Origin of the sequence: Streptomyces cahuitamycinicus, from assembly GCF_002891435.1 — a bacterium.
Taxonomy (GTDB): Bacteria; Actinomycetota; Actinomycetes; order Streptomycetales; family Streptomycetaceae; genus Streptomyces; species Streptomyces cahuitamycinicus.
Genome location: NZ_POUC01000003.1, coordinates 48,118 through 65,762, shown reverse-complemented (window position 1 = coordinate 65,762; position 17,645 = coordinate 48,118). Strand labels below are relative to the sequence as shown.

The 17,645-nt window shown below is 70.8% G+C and carries 15 protein-coding genes and 4 pseudogenes; 17 read left to right on the top strand and 2 right to left on the bottom strand.

Annotated elements, in window-relative coordinates:
* The first annotated feature begins 177 nt into the window (after positions 1-177).
* On the top strand, positions 178-720 hold the full coding sequence (locus C1J00_RS01015) for a DUF4118 domain-containing protein (RefSeq protein WP_342751639.1): 543 nt from the start codon (positions 178-180) through the stop codon (positions 718-720).
* A gap of 349 nt (positions 721-1,069) precedes the next feature.
* Here the strand turns inward: C1J00_RS01015 and C1J00_RS01010 are convergent, their stop codons facing one another.
* Positions 1,070-1,951 (bottom strand): alpha/beta fold hydrolase, encoded by an 882-nt coding sequence (locus C1J00_RS01010; protein WP_245936136.1) that lies wholly within the window; start codon positions 1,949-1,951, stop codon positions 1,070-1,072.
* 216 nt (positions 1,952-2,167) lie between these two features.
* Here C1J00_RS01010 and C1J00_RS01005 point away from each other — a divergent pair.
* The 10 genes and pseudogenes from C1J00_RS01005 to C1J00_RS47810 form a co-directional block, all read left to right on the top strand.
* Positions 2,168-2,527, top strand: a pseudogene (locus C1J00_RS01005) (TlpA family protein disulfide reductase); the annotation flags it as partial.
* A gap of 6 nt (positions 2,528-2,533) precedes the next feature.
* Positions 2,534-3,283 (top strand): annotated as a pseudogene (locus C1J00_RS01000) (cytochrome c biogenesis CcdA family protein).
* Positions 3,284-3,711: 428 nt separating this feature from the next.
* Positions 3,712-4,086 (top strand): ArsR/SmtB family transcription factor, encoded by a 375-nt coding sequence (locus C1J00_RS00995; RefSeq protein ID WP_102907124.1) that lies wholly within the window; start codon positions 3,712-3,714, stop codon positions 4,084-4,086.
* 23 nt (positions 4,087-4,109) lie between these two features.
* Complete coding sequence (locus C1J00_RS00990; RefSeq protein ID WP_102907123.1) at positions 4,110-6,431, top strand: heavy metal translocating P-type ATPase; 2,322 nt, start codon at positions 4,110-4,112, stop codon at positions 6,429-6,431.
* Between the two features lie 402 nt (positions 6,432-6,833).
* Complete coding sequence (locus C1J00_RS00985; protein ID WP_245936135.1) at positions 6,834-7,169, top strand: hypothetical protein; 336 nt, start codon at positions 6,834-6,836, stop codon at positions 7,167-7,169.
* Positions 7,166-7,615, top strand: a complete 450-nt coding sequence (locus C1J00_RS00980; protein WP_102907121.1) for a MerR family transcriptional regulator — start codon at positions 7,166-7,168, stop codon at positions 7,613-7,615. Before C1J00_RS00985 ends, C1J00_RS00980 begins: the two co-directional genes overlap by 4 nt.
* A complete protein-coding gene (merT, locus tag C1J00_RS00975; protein ID WP_102907120.1) occupies positions 7,596-7,910 on the top strand; it encodes a mercuric ion transporter MerT in 315 nt (104 codons plus the stop codon). The genes C1J00_RS00980 and merT overlap by 20 nt, the downstream gene beginning before the upstream one ends.
* 11 nt (positions 7,911-7,921) lie before the next feature.
* Positions 7,922-8,257 (top strand): YnfA family protein, encoded by a 336-nt coding sequence (locus C1J00_RS00970; RefSeq protein WP_102907119.1) that lies wholly within the window; start codon positions 7,922-7,924, stop codon positions 8,255-8,257.
* Between the two features lie 52 nt (positions 8,258-8,309).
* The gene (locus C1J00_RS00965; protein WP_102907118.1) at positions 8,310-8,972 is read left to right on the top strand and encodes a class I SAM-dependent methyltransferase; all 663 of its coding nucleotides are present in this window, start codon (positions 8,310-8,312) and stop codon (positions 8,970-8,972) included.
* An 896-nt stretch (positions 8,973-9,868) separates the two neighbouring features.
* Positions 9,869-10,321 (top strand): hypothetical protein, encoded by a 453-nt coding sequence (locus C1J00_RS47810; protein ID WP_102907117.1) that lies wholly within the window; start codon positions 9,869-9,871, stop codon positions 10,319-10,321.
* A 131-nt stretch (positions 10,322-10,452) separates the two neighbouring features.
* Here the strand turns inward: C1J00_RS47810 and C1J00_RS00950 are convergent, their stop codons facing one another.
* The gene (locus tag C1J00_RS00950; protein ID WP_342751638.1) at positions 10,453-11,481 is read right to left on the bottom strand and encodes a LacI family DNA-binding transcriptional regulator; all 1,029 of its coding nucleotides are present in this window, start codon (positions 11,479-11,481) and stop codon (positions 10,453-10,455) included.
* A 317-nt stretch (positions 11,482-11,798) separates the two neighbouring features.
* On the opposite strand from C1J00_RS00950, the gene C1J00_RS00945 reads away from it, so the two are divergent.
* The 6 genes and pseudogenes from C1J00_RS00945 to C1J00_RS00930 all read left to right on the top strand — a co-directional run bounded on the left by C1J00_RS00945 (position 11,799) and on the right by C1J00_RS00930 (position 17,507).
* The gene (locus C1J00_RS00945; protein ID WP_245936133.1) at positions 11,799-12,449 is read left to right on the top strand and encodes a rhamnogalacturonan endolyase family protein; all 651 of its coding nucleotides are present in this window, start codon (positions 11,799-11,801) and stop codon (positions 12,447-12,449) included.
* The gene (locus C1J00_RS46260; protein ID WP_245936132.1) at positions 12,446-13,363 is read left to right on the top strand and encodes an exo-rhamnogalacturonan lyase family protein; all 918 of its coding nucleotides are present in this window, start codon (positions 12,446-12,448) and stop codon (positions 13,361-13,363) included. The genes C1J00_RS00945 and C1J00_RS46260 overlap by 4 nt, the downstream gene beginning before the upstream one ends.
* A pseudogene (locus C1J00_RS47565) lies at positions 13,363-13,455 on the top strand (hypothetical protein); the annotation flags it as partial. The gene C1J00_RS46260 and the pseudogene C1J00_RS47565, both read left to right, overlap by 1 nt.
* A gap of 94 nt (positions 13,456-13,549) precedes the next feature.
* Positions 13,550-14,042, top strand: a pseudogene (locus C1J00_RS46255) (exo-rhamnogalacturonan lyase family protein).
* Between the two features lie 151 nt (positions 14,043-14,193).
* A complete protein-coding gene (locus tag C1J00_RS00935) occupies positions 14,194-14,940 on the top strand; it encodes a dienelactone hydrolase family protein (protein WP_102907115.1) in 747 nt (248 codons plus the stop codon).
* Between the two features lie 2 nt (positions 14,941-14,942).
* On the top strand, positions 14,943-17,507 hold the full coding sequence (locus C1J00_RS00930) for a beta-galactosidase (RefSeq protein ID WP_245936131.1): 2,565 nt from the start codon (positions 14,943-14,945) through the stop codon (positions 17,505-17,507).
* Positions 17,508-17,645: the final 138 nt, after the last annotated feature.

Here is a 17,645-nt window from a genome sequence, read left to right as displayed (position 1 = left end):
GCCCCCAGCCACACATCGGCCCCCGCAGATCTTCCGGCCACGGCGTCGCCGTAGCCCGCCGAGGTGCACATTTCCGCGTTCGCGGCGTCAGGGATGCGTCAAGGCAGGGGTGTCGCTCTGGCCGGGCGGACCCGGCAGAGTGATTCTGGTTCTCACAGCCCGAGCAGGAGGTGGACCATGCGAAACCCGCTTCGTGACCAGATCGCCCTGGCCACCGCCCTGCTCGCACCGCCCGTGGTCGCGCTGGCCCTGGTCCCGGTCCGCACCCACATCTCGTCCGCGAACCTGGCACTCATCCTCGTCGTGGTCGTCGTGGCCATCGCCACCCTGGGCAGCCGCACCGCCGGAGTAGTGGCCGCACTGTCCGCCGCAGCATGGTTCGACTTCTTCCTCACCCGCCCCTACCAGCAATTCGTCATCTCCGACAGCGACGACGTCACCACCACGCTCCCGCTGCTGGCAGTGGGCGTGGCCGTCTCCCAACTGGCAGCCCACGCACGCAGACTGAAACTGGTCACCGTCACCGACGCGGCGCACCTGACGCGGATCCACGACACAGCGTCCCTGGTACAGAGCGGTGCCTCGCCCTACTCGGTGGTGGACCAGGTGTGCCGACAGCTCGTCGAGATCCTGGGACTGCAAGGCTGCCGCTTCGAACACGGCACGCTGCTCGGACGGCACCCCCGTCTGGAACAGGACGGCTCGGTCGCCGTCGGCTGAGCCCAACGGGATATCGAGAAGGACGGCTGGCCCACTGAGGAGATCGAACTGCGCGCCTCGGTCGGAGGGCGCTATCTCGGCCGGTTCATGCTGCTGCCGGAGCCCGGCGCCGCAGCACCGTCCCTGCAGGCGCGTCTGGTTGCCGTGAGTCTGGCCGATCAGGTGGGCGCGGCGCTGGACACAGCGAAACCGGTACTCGACCGCTGACCGGGAAGCCCTCGGCCCGCAATGGTGCCCGGATCAGATGAGAGAGAAACGCACCGGCGCGACTGCCGTCCGGGCCCCGCCGTCCAGGTCGAATCCGTACGTCCCGGTGCATCCCCGAGCCCTGCGCTGTACGGTCCGCGGCCTACTCGCCGTCGCCGGGGCACGCAGCCACGGCCCGTCCCACCAGGGTGACGATGTCGTCGGGTGCCTCGTCCAGAAGCAGGTGTCCCGAACTGTCCAGGACGTGCAGTGTGGTGCCCAGGTGCCGGTGCACAGCCGGCCCTACGCGCCGGGGCGGCAGGAAGACGTCATGGCGGCCGGTAGCGACGAGGCACGGCACGGACTGCCGGTCGGCCAGCAGGGCTGGCGGCAGTGGGGCAGGCGCGAGGCTGCTGTGGCAGCAGCGGGCGACCACGGTCATCCACTCGGCGAGCTCGGCGGGCACGCGCCCGCCGGGTGCCACCATGTGCCGCAGCACTCGTGCGGCACGCGGCATGGTCGGCCGTGCGAGCCATGGCACGGTGGCGGCCACCACCGCAGGAGGAACCAGGAGCCGCACCAGCCCGGCGCTGGACAGCAGGAGACGACCGGCGATCTGCGGGGACGCGGACGCGAGCACGATGGCCCCGCCGAGCGAGTGCCCGACGACCAGAGCCGGCCCCGGTACCGTCTGTTCCAGCGCTTCGGTGAGCCACTGCCCGTACCAGGCCGACCGTCCACGCCGCGGACGCGCGTCAGAGCTCAGGCCCGGCTGACCCGGCACATCGAGCACCACCGTGGACCAGTGCGCAGCCAGGGCTCGGGCGATGTGCCGGTAGACGGCGCCGTTGGTGTTCGTGCCAGGCACCAGCACCACAGTCGGCACGGCGGCCGTCCGGTCCGGGCCCGCGGTGATGACGCTGGTGACTCCGGCGGTCGTCGGGACCTCATGGCGGAGGTGCGGCACGTCCCACTCACCGAGCCGCTCGAGACACCAGTTCCGCACTCGCTGTTGGCGCGCGACGTCGCGATAGATGGAGGGCACGTCGGCAGGGTAGTCCCACCGAGCGATTCGGCAGCGGGGCTGGCATTGGCCCCACGCGCTGGCACCGTCGCAGGTCGTGCCGACCACTGCTCGGGGTCCGAAACGTGCCTAGGCAGACTCTGGTGACGCGCCTCCGCCGACCGTGGCCGGCCCCCAGCTTCAGCACGTTGTCCACACCTGCCGTATGGCGGCCCGCCGCGCAGTTTGCGGCTCAGAAAGATCGTGGTCATCAACGTGTGGGGCTCATGGTGTGCGCCGTGCCGGGCGGAGGCGCCGCACCTGCAGAAGGTTTACGAGGACACCCGCAAGCAGGGGGTTCAGTTCCTGGGGATCAACACCCGGGACGCCTCGAAATCCAACGCGCGGAACTTCGAGAAGGACTACGGCATCACCTATCCCAGTCTGTGGGACCCCACCGGGCGCGAGCTGCTGAGGTTCGAGGGAACCGTCTCGCCCTCCGCGATCCCGAGCACGGTGGTCATCGACCGTCAGGGCCGTATCGCCGCCCGCGCGCTCAAGGCGTTGAGCGAGGCCGAGCTGCGCAAGCTGATCGACCCGGTACTGAAGGAGGGCTGAGCCGTGATGATCGCGGCCGATGTGGAGGCCACGGTGCTGAGCGGCTCGTTGCTGCTGGCGCTGCCGATCGCGGCGCTGGCCGGGGCGGTGTCCTTCTTCTCCCCGTGCGTGCTGCCGCTGGTGCCGGGCTATCTGTCCTACGTGACCGGGGTGAGCGGCGCGGACCTGGCCGAGGCGCGGCGCGGTCGTATCCTGGCCGGCACGCTGCTGTTCCTGGCCGGGTTCACCGCGGTGTTCGTGTCCTTCGGCGCCGCCTTCGGCTATGCGGGCAACGCCCTGCTGGAATACCAGGAACCGCTCATCCGGATCCTCGGCGCGCTGACGGTCCTCATGGGCCTGTCCTTCATGGGCGTGCTTCCGGGGATGAACCGGGAGTGGCGTCTGCACCGGCGTCCGGCGCTCGGGCTGGCCGGGGCTCCGATGCTGGGTGTGCTCTTCGGTGTGGGCTGGACGCCGCGCATCGGCCCCACCTTGGCGGCTGTGCAGGCGCTGGCGTTCACCGAGGCAAGCGCCGGGCGCGGCGCGGTTCTGACCGTCGCCTACTGTGCGGGGCTGGGGGTGCCCTTCCTGGTGGCCGGGCTGGCGTTCCGCAAGGCGCTCGGTGTGTTCGCCTGAGTGAAGGCCCACTACCAGTGGGTGATGCGGATCGGCGGCGGCATGGTGATCGCCACCGGCCTGTTGATGGTCACCGGGGTGTGGAGCTACCTGATCAGCCAGATGCAGTCCTGGTCGGCCGGCTTCACCGTCGGCATCTGAATCCCCCCGCTACGTTCTGAATCCTTCCGCTACTTACTGTCTACGCATTCTTACGATCGGGACCTTGCGCACCTGGGCGTCCGCAGCGCAGCAGCTGATGACGAGCCGGCTCAGGTATCACGTTCCGTCGTCGCCCGGGTGACGAAGCCCTGCAGCACCAGCGTGCGGCCTGCGAGTGACCTGCCGGTTTCGTTGACGGCCTTGTCCTGCGCCCGCCCGGCGCCGTAGGTGTCGAGATGGCGTCGAGCCCCTGGGGGCCGCTGTGAGGGCGGTCGGGGCGGTCGATCGGAGCGCCGCTGATGCGGACCGGGCAGCAGAATGCACGAATGATGTGTGGACGTGGCTCCGTCCACCGCGAATATTGCCTGCTCAGGACGGCATGGGAACTACCCGTGGGTAAACATATCAATGAACGTTAGGATATTGATGTGACCGAGGAACGAGTCGACGCCTGCGACCTGCTCTGCCTGGATCTTCCCCACGCCGAGGAGATCCGCGGGCGGCTGCCGGCGCTGGGCTCCCTGGAACCTGCCGCGTCGGCGGCCAAGGGGATGGCCGACCCGACGCGGCTGAACGTGGCGGCGGCGCTGGCGGCCGGTGACGAGTTGTGCGTGTGTGACCTGGCGTGGATCGTCGGGCAGGCGCAGAACCTCGTCTCCCACCACGTACGGCAGCTACGCAACGCGGGGCTGGCGACCTCCCGCCGGAACGGGCGGCTGGTGATGTACACGCTCACCGAGCGGGGCCGGGCGCTGCTGGGTGTGCTCCTCGGCGACGACGTCGATGCCGCCATAGAGATCTAGTACGAACAGGGAAGGGGACCTCGATGGGTGCGGAGTGCTGCGCGCCGGCTGAGGCGAACGCCACCGTCAACGCCGAGGAACACGATCAGGGACCCAAGCGCCTGTGGCACGTACGTGAGCTGCGGTTCGCCGTCGTGGCCGGCGTGCTGCTGCTGGCCGCGTGGCTGACCGGCCGCGCCGGAGCCGAGACCCCGGAGATGGTGCTGGAGCTGGCCGCGGTCGCGGTCGGCGCCTCCACCTTCGTCCCGGCGGCCGTCCGCAACCTGTTCACCCACCGGCACGTCGGTGTCGGCACGCTGATGACCATCGCCGCGATCGGCGCGGTGGTCCTCGGTCAGTTCTTCGAAGCCGCCATGCTCGGCGTGCTCTTCTCCATCGCCGAGGGGCTGGAGCACTACGCGGTCGTCCGCACCCGGCAGGGCCTGCGTGCCCTGCTCAACCTGGTCCCCGACACCGCCTCCGTCCTCCGCGACGGCCGCGAAGTGCAACTCACACCGGACGACCTGGCGCTGGGCGATGTGATGCTGCTGCGGCCCGGGCAGCGGGCCGCCACCGACGGCGTCATCCGCTCCGGGCGCACCAGCCTGGACCTGTCCGCCATCACCGGCGAGTCCATGCCCGTCGAGGCGGGCGTCGGCGAGCCGGTCTACGCGGGCGCGATCAACGGCGGCGGCGCGATCGAGGTCGAGGTCACCGCGCTGGCCAAGGACAGCTCCCTGGCCCGCATCGTGCACATCGTGGAAGAGGCCCAGGAACGCAAGGGCTCCGGACAGCGCCTGGCCGACCGGCTCGCCAGGCCCCTGGTGCCCGGCATAGTGATCCTTTCCCTGCTGATCGCCGGACTCGGTGCGCTCCTCGGTGATCCGCTGCTGTGGCTGGAGCGGGCCCTGGTCGTGCTGGTCGCGGCCTCGCCCTGCGCACTCGCCATCGCTGTGCCGCTCACCGTCGTCGCCGCCGTCGGCGCGGCCAGCCGCACCGGCGCCCTCGTCAAGGGCGGCCTCGCCCTCGAACAACTCGGCACCGTACGCACCGTGGCGCTGGACAAGACCGGCACCCTGACCCGCAACGAACCACGCGTCATCGGCACCCTCACCACCAACGGCGCAAACGAGGAGCAGGTGCTGCGGCTGGCCGCCGCCCTGGAGGCACGCAGCGAACACCCCCTCGCCGCCGCGATCATCACCGCCGCCGACCAGATACCCGAGGCCGCCGACGTCACCGCGGTCGTCGGCCACGGCCTGCGCGGCGACGTCGACGGCACGCCGGTACGGCTCGGCCGACCCGGCTTCATCGAACCCGCCGGCCTCGCCGCGCAGCTGGAGCGCCTGCAGGACGAGGGCGCGACCGTCGTCCTCGTCGAACGCGACACCGTGCTGCTCGGCGCCATCGCCGTCCGCGACGAACTCCGCCCGGAAGCCGTCGAGACCGTACGCGAACTGGGCCGCCTGGGCGTCAAGGTGGCCATGCTCACCGGCGACAACACCCGCACCGCCCAGGCCCTCGCCAAAGCGGCCGGGATCGAGGACGTCCGCGCCGACCTGCGCCCCGAGGACAAGGCCGACCTCGTCACCGAGCTGCGCGCCCGGGGCGGCCGGGGCGGTGTGGCCATGGTCGGCGACGGCATCAACGACGCCCCCGCCCTGGCCACCGCCGATGTCGGCATAGCGATGGGCGCCATGGGCACCGACGTCGCGATCGAGACCGCGGACGCCGCACTGATGGGCGAGGACCTGCGCCACCTGCCCCAGCTGCTGCGCCACGCCCGCCGGTCGCGCACCATCATGCTGCAGAACATCGGCATGTCCCTGGCCATCATCACCGTCCTGATCCCGCTGGCCGCCCTCGGCGTCCTGGGCCTGGCCACCGTGGTGTTCATCCACGAACTCGCCGAAGTCCTGGTCATCGCCAACGCCATCCGCGCCGCCAAGGCCACCCCGCTGCCCGACACCACCACCCTCACCCCGACCGTGCGCCAGGCCGCACCCGCCCGACCCGCACCGCAACAGGCCGCGGAGGCCACTGTGAGCACGGGTACCGGCGAGGCCGATGACGGCTGCTGCGACGACTGCGCGACGGACCCTGCCACCACGGCAACCGCCCCGGCCGAGCGCCCGCTGCTGGTGATCACTCCGCGCACCGAACAAGCAGCCGGGGACGGCCAGAAGGCACCGACCGCCGCGGATGCCGCCGACGGCTGCTGCCCCGGCTGCGCCACCGACCGGCCGACGCGCGTCAAACAGGGCGCCGTAGCCACACCCGTCCCGGGCCGGAGCCGCCCGCTGAAGACACTGCCGCTCGCCCACGGCTCCGGCCACGACAGCGACGGCTGCTGCGACGGACACTGACCCTGCCGCTGGCTCTGAAGGCCGCCGGACACCGCCCATGCGGCGTCCGGCGGTTCGTCGTGCCGCACCGGGGCACCGCGTCGCCCCTGATCCCCACATGCGCCAGGACAGCGAGCAGCACGCAGATGACCGCGCACACCGCGGCGCTCAGCGTGCGGAACACCTCAGCAGTGATGCCCGCCTCATCCGTGTACCGGGCCTCCGCCATCACGCGGAGGTACCGGAATGGATCGGCACTCCACTCAATCCGGGCCGTTTGAATCACGTGCGGCTGCCTCACCGGCTGCGACTCCTGCTGAAAGCTCGGCCGCCCAGGCTTGCAACCGGTACCTGGGTACAGGTTTACCGTCGGAGATGTCCCCGCCCGCACGGTGCGGGGACACGATGACGGGAGTGGTCACGATGACGACCTGGGTACCGCGGTCCTGCACGCTGCCCACCACCGAGCAGCCGCTGCGGGTCGCGGAATTCGACGCACTGTTCGCCGAGCGGCTGGCCGGCTCCTCCCTGCCGGACCGGCTGAGGCTGGAGTTGGTGCTGACCGGTGGTGAGGGCGTGGAGGAGAGGGTGCGCGACCTGGTGGCCCGGGAGAGCGGCTGCTGCTCGTTCTTCACCTTTACCGTCACCCCCGGCCCGGAGCAGATCCGTCTGCACGTCGAGGTCGACGGCGCGCACGAGACGGTGCTGGATGCCCTGCACGAGCGGGCCGCCACGGCGGCCCGCCGGGATGTGCCGTGAGCGGCGCAGGTCTGCGCAGCGGGCAGGTCGCTGCCGCGGCCGGGGTGAACATCCAGACCCTGCGCTACTACGAGCGGCGCGGCCTGCTCGCCGAACCCGATCGCAGCCCCGGCGGCCACCGCCTCTACGACGAGGAGGCCGTCACCGCACTGCGGGTCATCAAGGCCGCCCAGCGGCTCGGATTCACGCTGGAGGAGGTCGCCGAACTACTGGAGGCCGGCCGCCACCGCCACGGCCGCCCCGTCCCGGGCCTTCAACCGCGTGCCGCGGCCAAGCTCGCCGAGGTCGACGCGAAGATCGCGGACCTGACGACCATCCGCACCGCCCTGGCCGCGGCCGTGGAGGCGGGCTGCGACGACCTGACCGTCTGCGCGTCCACTGCCTGCTGCCCCATCCCCTTCACCGACCTCGCCGAGGAGAACCGTCATGCCGGACCCTGCTGCTGACCCCCGCCCCCACCGCACGCCGAGGGCGCTCGGGGGCCTGGCCGCCCTGGCCTGCGTGGCGTGCTGCGCGCTGCCCGTCCTGATCACAGCCGGGGTCGTCGGCGCCGGTGCCGGGGCAGTGGTGGGCTGGCTGCCCGCCCTCGCCATCGTCCTGGCTGTGCTCGCCGCCGGAACCTGGTGGCTCGGCCGGCGCCGCCGCGCCTGCTCCTGCGCGCCGAAGACGGCAGGTGAGGGCGGATGCGGCTGCACTGCGTCCGCCGACCCGCTGAAGATCAGCGGTACGGGCCGCCGGTAGGGTCCACTGGTGTGACTGTCGCTCGTTCCGTTGCCCTGTTCGTCGTAGCCGCCCTTTTCGAGATCGGCGGTGCCTGGCTGGTCTGGCAGGGCATCCGCGAGCACAAGGGCTGGGTGTGGATCGGAGCCGGTGTCATCGCCCTGGGCCTGTACGGGGTGGTGGCGACCTTCCAGTCCGACGAGAACTTCGGTCGCATCCTCGCCGCGTACGGCGGAATCTTCGTCGCCGGGTCGATCGCCTGGGGCATGGTCGCCGACGGCTACCGGCCCGACCGCTGGGACATCATCGGCGCCCTGGTCTGCCTCGCCGGTATGGCCGTGATCATGTACGCCCCCCGCAGCAACTAAACGGCTGGCGCAGGTGCAAGCTCCACACGGACACACCAGGAAGGGGCAGACCATGGCGGACGAGCAGGAGCTGGCCCAGAGCCAGCGGCGGCACTGGCAGGACACGTACGCCGCCCACCCGGGCATGTACGGCGAGAAGCCGTCCGAGCCCGCGGTCCACGCCGCCTCCGCCTTCAGCGCGGCCGGAGCCGAGAACGTGCTGGAGCTGGGCGCCGGGCACGGCCGCGACGCCCTGTACTTCGCCCGCGAGGGCTTCACCGTCCAGGCCACCGATTTCAGCCCCGTCGGGTTGGAACAGCTGCGCGACGCCGCCCACTCCCAAGGCATCGATCAACGGGTCACCACCGCAGTGCACGACGTGCGCGAGCCGCTGCCGCTGCCGGACGCCTCCGTGGACGCCGTCTTCGCTCACATGCTGCTGTGCATGGCGCTGTCGACGAAGGACATTCACGCCCTGGTCGGCGAGGTCCGCCGCTTGCTGCGGCCCGGCGGCGTGTTCCTCTACACCGTGCGGCACACCGGCGACGCCCACTACGGCGCCGGCACCGCGCACGGCGACGACATCTTCGAGCACGGCGGCTTCGCGGTCCACTTCTTCCCGCGCGAGCTGGTCGATGCCCTCGCCGACGGCTGGATCCTGCAAGAGGTCCACGCCTTCGAGGAAGGCGAACTGCCCCGCCGCCTGTGGCGCGTCACCCAGACCCTGCCCCGATGACCGACTTCTCCGTGGCGGTGTCACTTCCCGTGGAGGTGGCCTGACGCTGGGCCCCGCTGGCTCTCCGCTACGCTGGGCCGCAGCGGCTGCGCCATTCGGGTGGCCGCGCGGCGGTGGGGCTCGCCGCACCCGAACCGCGGCACCGACGCCGCCAACAGTCCCTACTTGTGACGAGACGCGCCCGCATGCCCGGGCGCCGCACGAGTAGGAGCCCCACCCCGATGACCGGTTCACACGAGCAGATATCCGAGCCCACAAACTCCGACGTCGACCTGTCGGTGCCGTCCCAGCGGCGCGAACCGGCCCGCGGGCAGGCACCTGTAATCGCAGCGGTCTCCATCGGCGGCGCCCTGGGTGCAGCAGCCCGCTACGGAGTCTCCCTCGCCTGGCCGACCGCGCCGGACGCCTTTCGGCACGCTGAAGTCACACGAACACGCATCCTTCCAGGCACCCGTGACGCCCCGTCACGGCTCCACGGAGAGTGGATCAGAACCCCCGTGCGAGCCCTACCTGGCCCGGCATTCGCTGTTCCACGCGATGCAGTACAACCATCGACTTCGATGCGGTGCTGAACGTGCGGAAGCTGCTCGCGTGGATGGAGGCCACCGCGGAATGGGGCGCGCACCAGGCGCTGCGCGACGACTCGAACGTGGACGCGGCGGCACGGCAGCGGTACGCATCGGAACTCAAGCGGTTCCTTCAGGACCCGGGAGGCCAGCTTCTGAAGGGCACGATCACCGACCGACGCCCATACGGCGCCTTCATCTTCGCCTCCTTCCTCGAGGAGAGGCTCGGTGTCGAGGCGATCAGACGTACTTGGGAGCGGATCGACAACACCTGGTTCCCTGAGGCGGACGTGCAGATCACGGGACCGTGCAGCAGACTACCGCCGCAGTATGGCCGCCGAACTGCGGGCCTTCTGGCTCGCCAACTACCAGTTGTGCGGCACGGCCACCAACGACGCGGACTACCGGGGCAGCTGGCACTACAGCGATCCGGATGTGGGAGCCTGGTGCGGCTTCCTGGCCGGCACGGGAAGTGACACCACCTTCCCAGCCGCCCGCCCCCAGCACGAGACCGTCGTTCTGCCTCCCGACGGCCGGGCGTCCGGGCAGGCCGTGATCCACGGGGGTGGTGCGTACTTCGTCGACCTGGTCGGGGACCGGGCGGCGATCTGGAACTTCGCGGTCAAGGCGTTCCAGGGCGCGGGAGGCCAACTCCACGCCACCGTGGCGGCGTGGGATCTCCTGCCCCGTCGCTGCGGACCCGATGCGGGCATCTCCAGCCCGTCACCAGCACCTCCACTCGGGCCAGTCGGGAGCGCAGCGCGGGATCGCCGAAATCGGTGACTACGCCCGCGGGGTCGATGTCGAGCAGCTCCCGCAGCCGGGCCAGCAGGTCCGGCGGGAAGAGCTGGGGCAGATTCGGTGCATCCATGGCGAACATGGCCGTGGGACGCCGGCTCATCGGGTGAACCCTTCTAGTCCGGGCCTGAGGCTTCGCCCACGTTGGGGCAGACCGAGTCGCGGACGACGATGTGCGTGCCCAGCAGGACGTGCTCGGAGGCCCCGGGTGTCTCGCTCTTCAGCGCGAGCCGCACGGCGGTGCGCCCCAGCTCCTCGTGCGGGATGTAAACGGTGGTGAGGTCGATGTCGGCGGCCGGGGGGAGGTCGTCGAATCCGACCATCGACACATCCTCCGGAATGCGCAGCCCGCGCTCTCGCAGCGCCTCGCGCGCGCCCGCGGCGATCAGGTCGTTGATGGCGAAGACGGCGGTGAAATCCCGTGGCCTTGCGTCGAGTCGCTCGCGCATCATGCGGTAGCCCTCGCGCCGCACCATTCTCGCGCCGTCGACCTCCAGCCCGGGATCATGCGGTACGCCGTGCGCGGCCAGGGCGGCACGATAACCGGCGACCCGGCTCTCCGGCGTCGTGTACCCGAACCGCCGGCCGAGGAACAGGATGCGCTTGTGGCCCGCCGAGAGCAGGTGGCTGGTAGCGGCGAACGCGCCCCCGGTGTTGTCGTACTCGACCACGATGGCCGGTACGTCGGGGCCCAGCGGCGGGCGGCCGCACAGCACCAGCTGCGAGCCGGCCGCGGCCAGTGCGCGGGCATAGCCGGCCATGCGCTCGCGGTAGGCCTCGTCGGGGTTGATGTTCCCCACGAGAATGACCGCTTCGGCGTGCTCTTCGCGCATCAACTGGATCGCGGCCAGCTCGCGTTCGAGATCTCCGCCGGTGGTGCCGACAATGCAGAGCCGGCCCGCACGCGCGGCCTCCTCGTGTACCCCCTGCGCCACATGTGCGTAGTGCGGGGAGATGACGGAATTGACCACGATGGCCACGCTCTTGGGCCGCACACCTGCGAGTCCCCGGGCGTGGGCGTTGGGCACGTAGTCGAGTTCGCGCACGGCCCGCATGACCTTGCTGCGCGTGGCAGGGGCGTTGGGGTACGTACCGGAGAGGATGCGCGAGACGGTGGCGACCGAGACGCCGGCATGTCTGGCCACGTCCTTGATCGTCGCAGGGCGGGGCTTTCCGTCGCCGGAAGCGATCCGACGCGGCATCCGACCTCCCTGCATCCCGTTTTATTGCCTCGGAGTGTTAACCGTTTGAACTCGATGATGAGCCGATCGATGTGACACGTCAAGCGCGAGGGAGGCGGGAACACACCGCTCTTGACATGCCCTCCTCACGGTGCTTGCATCGCGCCCTGTGTAAACGGTTCAACATGTGCTGATACTCCGCACGTATACGAGCATGAGGAGCTCCCGTGGAGCACAGGCACAGACGTCGGAGCGGGTTACGCCGGGCAGGTTCCACCGCGGTGGCAGCGGCCGGGGCGATGATCCTCGTCGTCGGCCTCTCGCAGCTGGGCACCGCCTCCCCCGGCACCGGTACGGCTCAGGGCACGACCGCGGCGGCCGCGCGTCCGATGGAGAACCTGGGGCGCGGCGTGGTGGCCGTGCGCTCCGGCGAGAGCGACGTCCTGGTCTCCTGGCGGCTGCTCGGCCTGGACCCAGAGAACATCGGCTTCAACGTCTACCGCGCCACCGGCGACGGCGACTGGTCCCAAATCAACGACGACGTCCTCACCGATGGGACCAACTTCGTCGACTCCGGTGCCGACCTCTCGCAGTCCAACAGCTACCGGGTCACGCCCGTGGTCGACGGCGAAGAGGGCGAGCCCAGTGGCGCATTCACCTTGGACGGCGATGCCGCCGACGAACCGGTGGTCCGCGTCCCGCTGCGCGACGGCGGCCGGATCCAGTTCGTGTGGGTCGGCGACCTCACCGGCGACGGCGAGTACGACTACGTGATCGACCGCCAAACCTCCCCGCAGAGCATCGAGGCCTATTCGAGCGAAGGCGACTTCCTGTGGGAGGCCGACATGGGGCCGAACAGCACCGATCAGAACAACATCGAGGGCGGATCGGCCAGAGCTGGCCCACCGGCCGGTGGCCGGACGGCTCCGTGAAGTGGACGGCCCACGCGATCAGCGGAGCCGCGCCGCGCGCCGCCGCATACCGGCTCCGGTCCGGCTCCCCGGCCTCGCCCGCCACGCCCCTGACCGTCCATACCGGCGGTGCCGAAGTCACCGTGAACACCGGCGTTATCGAGGTGTCCTTCGGGCGCTCGGGCAAGCAGGTCGTCACGGCCGTCCGGCGCGGCGGCACGGTCATCGCCAACGGCGGACGCCTGGTCGCCTCCCGCCAAGACCAGCCGGGCACCGACGGCGCTGCCGTCGTCAGGACCGAGTCGTTCAGCGGCGTCGTGCGCTCGGTGCAGGTCGAGCAGGACGGCCCCGTACGCGCGGTGATCAAGGTCGAGGGCAAGCATGAGAAGGGCCGGCGCGCTTGGCTTCCCTTCGTGGTGCGGTTCTACCTGTACGCGGGCTCGGACGCCATCCGCGTGGTGCACACCTTCGTCTTCGACGGGAACGAGGACAAGGACTTCATCAACGGCCCCGGCATGCAGTTCACGGTGCCGATGCGCGGAGCGCTGCACGACCGGCACGTCCGCTTCGCCGGCGACGGCAACGGCGTGCTCGCGGAGACGGTACGCGGGATAACGGGGCTGCGCCGCGACCCGGGAGAGAACGTCAGGCGGGCCCAGTATGAAGGACGGACGACGCCCGACACCGCCACCTGGGACCAACGGGTCACTTCCCGCCTGCAGTACATCCCGGCCTTCGGTGACTACAGCCTGCGCCAGCTCAACGCCCACGGATTCGAGATCCACAAGCGCACCGCGCAGGGCCGCTCGTGGGTCCGGGTGGACGGCGGCCGCCGGTCGCGGGGACTGGCCTACGTCGGCTCCCCGACCGGCGGCCTGGCCTTCGGCATGCGCAACTTCTGGCAGCTGCACCCGACGAACGCGCCGGTGACCTGATGCACGACCTGATCGACTCCGACCGCAGCTTCCTCGCCCTCGACCCGCTCCGCAAGATACGCGAGGGCGGTCCGCTCGACCCCGACCCCGAGGCGCTCCCGGTGGGGATCTCCACCGACTGGGGCGCGCTCGCGGGGGCGTGGCTCACCGAGGGAGCGGGGCGGCGATCCGGTCGCCCGCACGAAGCTGATCAATGGCGCCAGGACGATCGCCGCCCTGCCCAACGGCTGGGTGCAGGGCGGCAGCGTCACGTACAAACTGTCCGACGGCACATTTTCCGGACCGGACGAGAAGATCGTCGCCGTGGGCGCGCTGAGCTCCGTCTTCGGGCTGATCGAGGTCATGACCGAGCTGCCGGCTCTACAAGGCCACACCGGAGGAGCAGCGCGCGGCCACGGGAGCCAGTTGGGGCAACCTCAACCTGCGGCAGGCGTATGCGCGGGCCACCGCGTACGCGGCGAAGCAGCTGGGGGACGAGGCGCTCGCGCAGCGTGCCTGGAAGGAGCTGCGTACCGGGCATGCGGGCTACCCCGAGGATCACCCCTTCACATCGGAGCGCATCGAAGGTCCGGCCGTGCTCAACCCCATCGCCGAGGCGAAGTTCTCCACCAATGCGAGTGCCCAGTTCGGCCTGACGGCCATCCAGTGCCTCGCCCTTGTCGGCGAGCACCTCGAGTAACCCGCACGCAAGGCCCTTCTCGGGTCCGTCGAGCGTCACCGCAAGGAGGAACACGGCAATGCAGCGAAGCGTCACCGGACTCCCGGCGCCCGCCGGCACCGGAACCGGCCGGGCAGTACCCCGCGGAAGGAGCGAGCCTCGTAGACTCGGCGTGGCCCTGCTCGCGGCCATCGTGGGCATGATCACGGCGGTGGTCGCGATGCCGCCGGCCTCCGCCCATGGGAACCCGTACGAGCGGGGCCCGGACCCCACCGTGGAGAGCGTCGCGGCCGAGAGGGGAACCTTCGCCACCGATGAGCTGGACGTCGAGCCCAGCCACGGGTTCAACGGCTGGAAGATCTACTACCCCAAGGACACCGGCCTGGGCACCTGGGGCGTGGCCGCGGTCGTGCCCGGCTACACCGCCAGCTGGAAGGACGAGGGTGCCTGGATGGGGCACTGGATCGCCTCGTTCGGGTTCGTCGTCGTCGGCATCGACACCAACAGCCCCACCGACCGGGACGACGCCCGCGGCCGGCAGCTGCTGGCCGCGCTGGACTACCTCACCGAGGAAAGCCCCGTCGCCGGCCGAGTCGACCCCGACCGGCTGGGCGTGATGGGACATTCCATGGGTGGCGGCGGTGCCATCCACGCCGCCACCCAGCGGCCGGAGCTGCAGGCCGCCGTCCTGTTCGCCCCCGCCTCGTTCTCGCAGGACCTGTCCGGCGTCAAGGTCCCGACCATGGTCATAGATCTCGGCGCAGGACACCATGCCGACTTCCTTTTCGATGAACCTACTTCCCGAGCCGCCCCCTGCAGGAGGCACCTGCCATGCTGTCGCTGCGCGCCCAAGAACCATCCGTTCCCGTCACCGGTCATCTCGCGATGGGCAGCCCGCACGGGCCACCCGTGCCCCTGACCGTGGACAGCAGACGCGTGCTGCGGGCGGGCCGGCCGTGGATTCCGGTGATGGGCGAATTCCACTTCAGCCGGTACCCCGCCGTCGAATGGCGCGAGGAGCTGCTGAAGATGCGAGCCGGCGGCATCAACCTGGTGGCGACGTACCTCTTCTGGAACCAGCACGAGGAGCAGCGGGGGGCCTACCGCTTTGACGGCGACCTCGACATCCGCCGGTTCGTCGAACTCTGCGCGGCGCTGGGACTGTCGGTAGCCGTGCGCATCGGGCCCTGGTCACACGGGGAATGCCGGAACGGCGGCTTCCCCGATTGGCTGGCCGGCATAGAATGCGTCCCGCGCACGGACGACCCCGCGTACCTGGCGCTTGTCAGGCCCTACTTCGCCCGCATAGCCCACGAGCTGCGCGGTCTGTGGCACCGCGACGGCGGCCCGGTGATCGCCGTACAGGTCGAGAACGAGCTGTACGACCAGCCCGGGCACCTCGCGACGCTGCGGCGCATGGCCGAGGAAGCCGGGGCCGACGCCCCCCTGTGGACGGCCACCGCCTGGGGCGGGGCCCGCATACCCCCGGACGTGCTGCTGCCGCTGTACGGCGGCTACCCGGAGGCGTTCTGGGAGGACGCCCACCCGGGGTGGGCGCGGGAGATGCGCCGCCATTACTTCTTCACCCCGGTCCGCGACGACCATGCCATCGGGGCCGACCTCCGCAACGCGGCGCCCGCCGGCGGCCCGGACGACCGCCGCTATCCGTACGCCACCTGCGAGCTCGGCGGCGGCATGGCCATCGCCTACCACCGGCGGCCGCTGGTGCCCGAGCGGGACGTCACGGCGCTGGCGCTGACCAAGATCGGCAGCGGTTCGGTGTGGCAGGGCTACTACCTCTACCATGGCTGCTCGCAGCGCCTGGAGCACGGCGTTCCCAACCAGGAGTCGCACGCCACCGGTTATCCCAACGACCTGCCCTCGGTCACGTACGACTTCCAGGCGCCGCTCGGCGAGTACGGCCAGGTCCGGCCCGCCTACCACGCGCTGCGCCGGCAGCATCTCCTCCTCCATGACGCCGGCGCCGAGCTGGCGGACATGCCGCTGTCGCTGCCCGATGCCAGGCCCGGCGGCCTCGACGACCGCACGACCCTGCGCTGGGCAGTACGCTCGCGCGGCGACACGGGCTTCCTCTTCGTCAACAACCACCAGCCACACGAGCCGCTGCCGGACCACGAGGACGTGCGCTTCTCCGTCAAGCTGACCGGCGGCACGGTGACCCTGCCCGAGGAGCCGGTGACCGTGCCCTCCGGCGCCCACTTCGTCTGGCCGCTGGGATACGAGCTGGGCCCCGGCGTGCGCCTGAACTGGGCGGCCGCGCAGCCCCTCACCCGCCTGGAGATCGACGTCACACCCACCGCCGTACTGGCGGCCACCGAGGGTGTCACGCCGCGGCTGCACCTGCCCGCCGGTACGCGGGTCGAGGGGCCGGACACGACGGTGCGGGTACGGGAGGCGGCCGACGGCACGCTGGTGACCGTGCTCGACCCCGGCACCGGCGCGCTGCTGACGGTCCACGGACCGCACGGCCCGGTCCGCGTGCTGGTGCTCTCCGCCGAGCAGGGGCGGCAAGTCAGCCGCGTCCATATCTGGGGATGCGACCGGCTGGTGCTCTGCGACGACCTGGTGCTCGCCGACGGCGAGGAACTGCGCGTGCACACGGCCGGGCCTCCGCACCGCTGGACGCCGACTTCGAACGGGCCAGTGTCCATCACATCGCCGTCCTGCCCGAGGTCTTCGACGAGAGCGAGGAGGCGGGTGAGGTCCTGCTGCGCATCCAGTACACCGGCGACGTGGCCCGGGCCTACATCGGCGGCAAGCTCATCGCCGACCACTTCTGGTACGGCCCGGTCTGGGAGATCGGGCTGCGGCGCTTCGCCGCCGAGGCCGTCCGGCACGGGATCGAGCTCCGGATCCTCCCGGCGGCCCGCGAGAGCCGCATCTATGTGGACCCCACAGCGCGCGACGGCCTGGACGCCGCCCACGCCCGGACGTCCGTGGACGCCGTGTCGCTCCTGCCGCTGCGGCGGCTCACACTTCGCGCACCGCGGGGATCCGGCCATGACTGACCGCACCCCGGTCAGCCGCAGCGCCCTGCTGTGCGCCGGCACCGGACTGGGCCTCAGCCTTGCTCGCCGCACCCGCCCTCGCCGCGTGCGGCACCGCGCACTCCCAGCCTTTGGACGTACGACCCGCGGCCACCGACATCGTGACCCGCATGATGGCCCAGGCGTTGGCCGACAGCGACACTCCGGACCTGGCGGGCATCGTCATCGACCAGTTCCCCCGCGACGGTCCCAGGCGTTCGCCGAGCACCTGTTCACCGACCCGACCGAGACCGTGCGGCCTTTCGGGGACGACCTCCTCAAGCTCGCATTCCCAGGTGCGGCCCTTGAGCGGGTACCCCACAGCTACTACGCCGCCGCGGCCGAGCCGTGGGCGATCCGGTGGTTGCACACCATCGGTGATGAGCTCCCCGACCTCCTTGCCGCCATAGGCCTCAGGTTGCCGCGGCGAGGGCCCTGATCGCCGACCCGGTGCGTGCTACGCGTTCCTAGAGGGCATCTGTGATGACCTGGCGCACGACAAGACGGCCGCGAGTCTCACCGCAGCCGCCGACACAGCGTGGCACCTGCTCACGCTTCTCCGCCCGGTTCCGCGCGA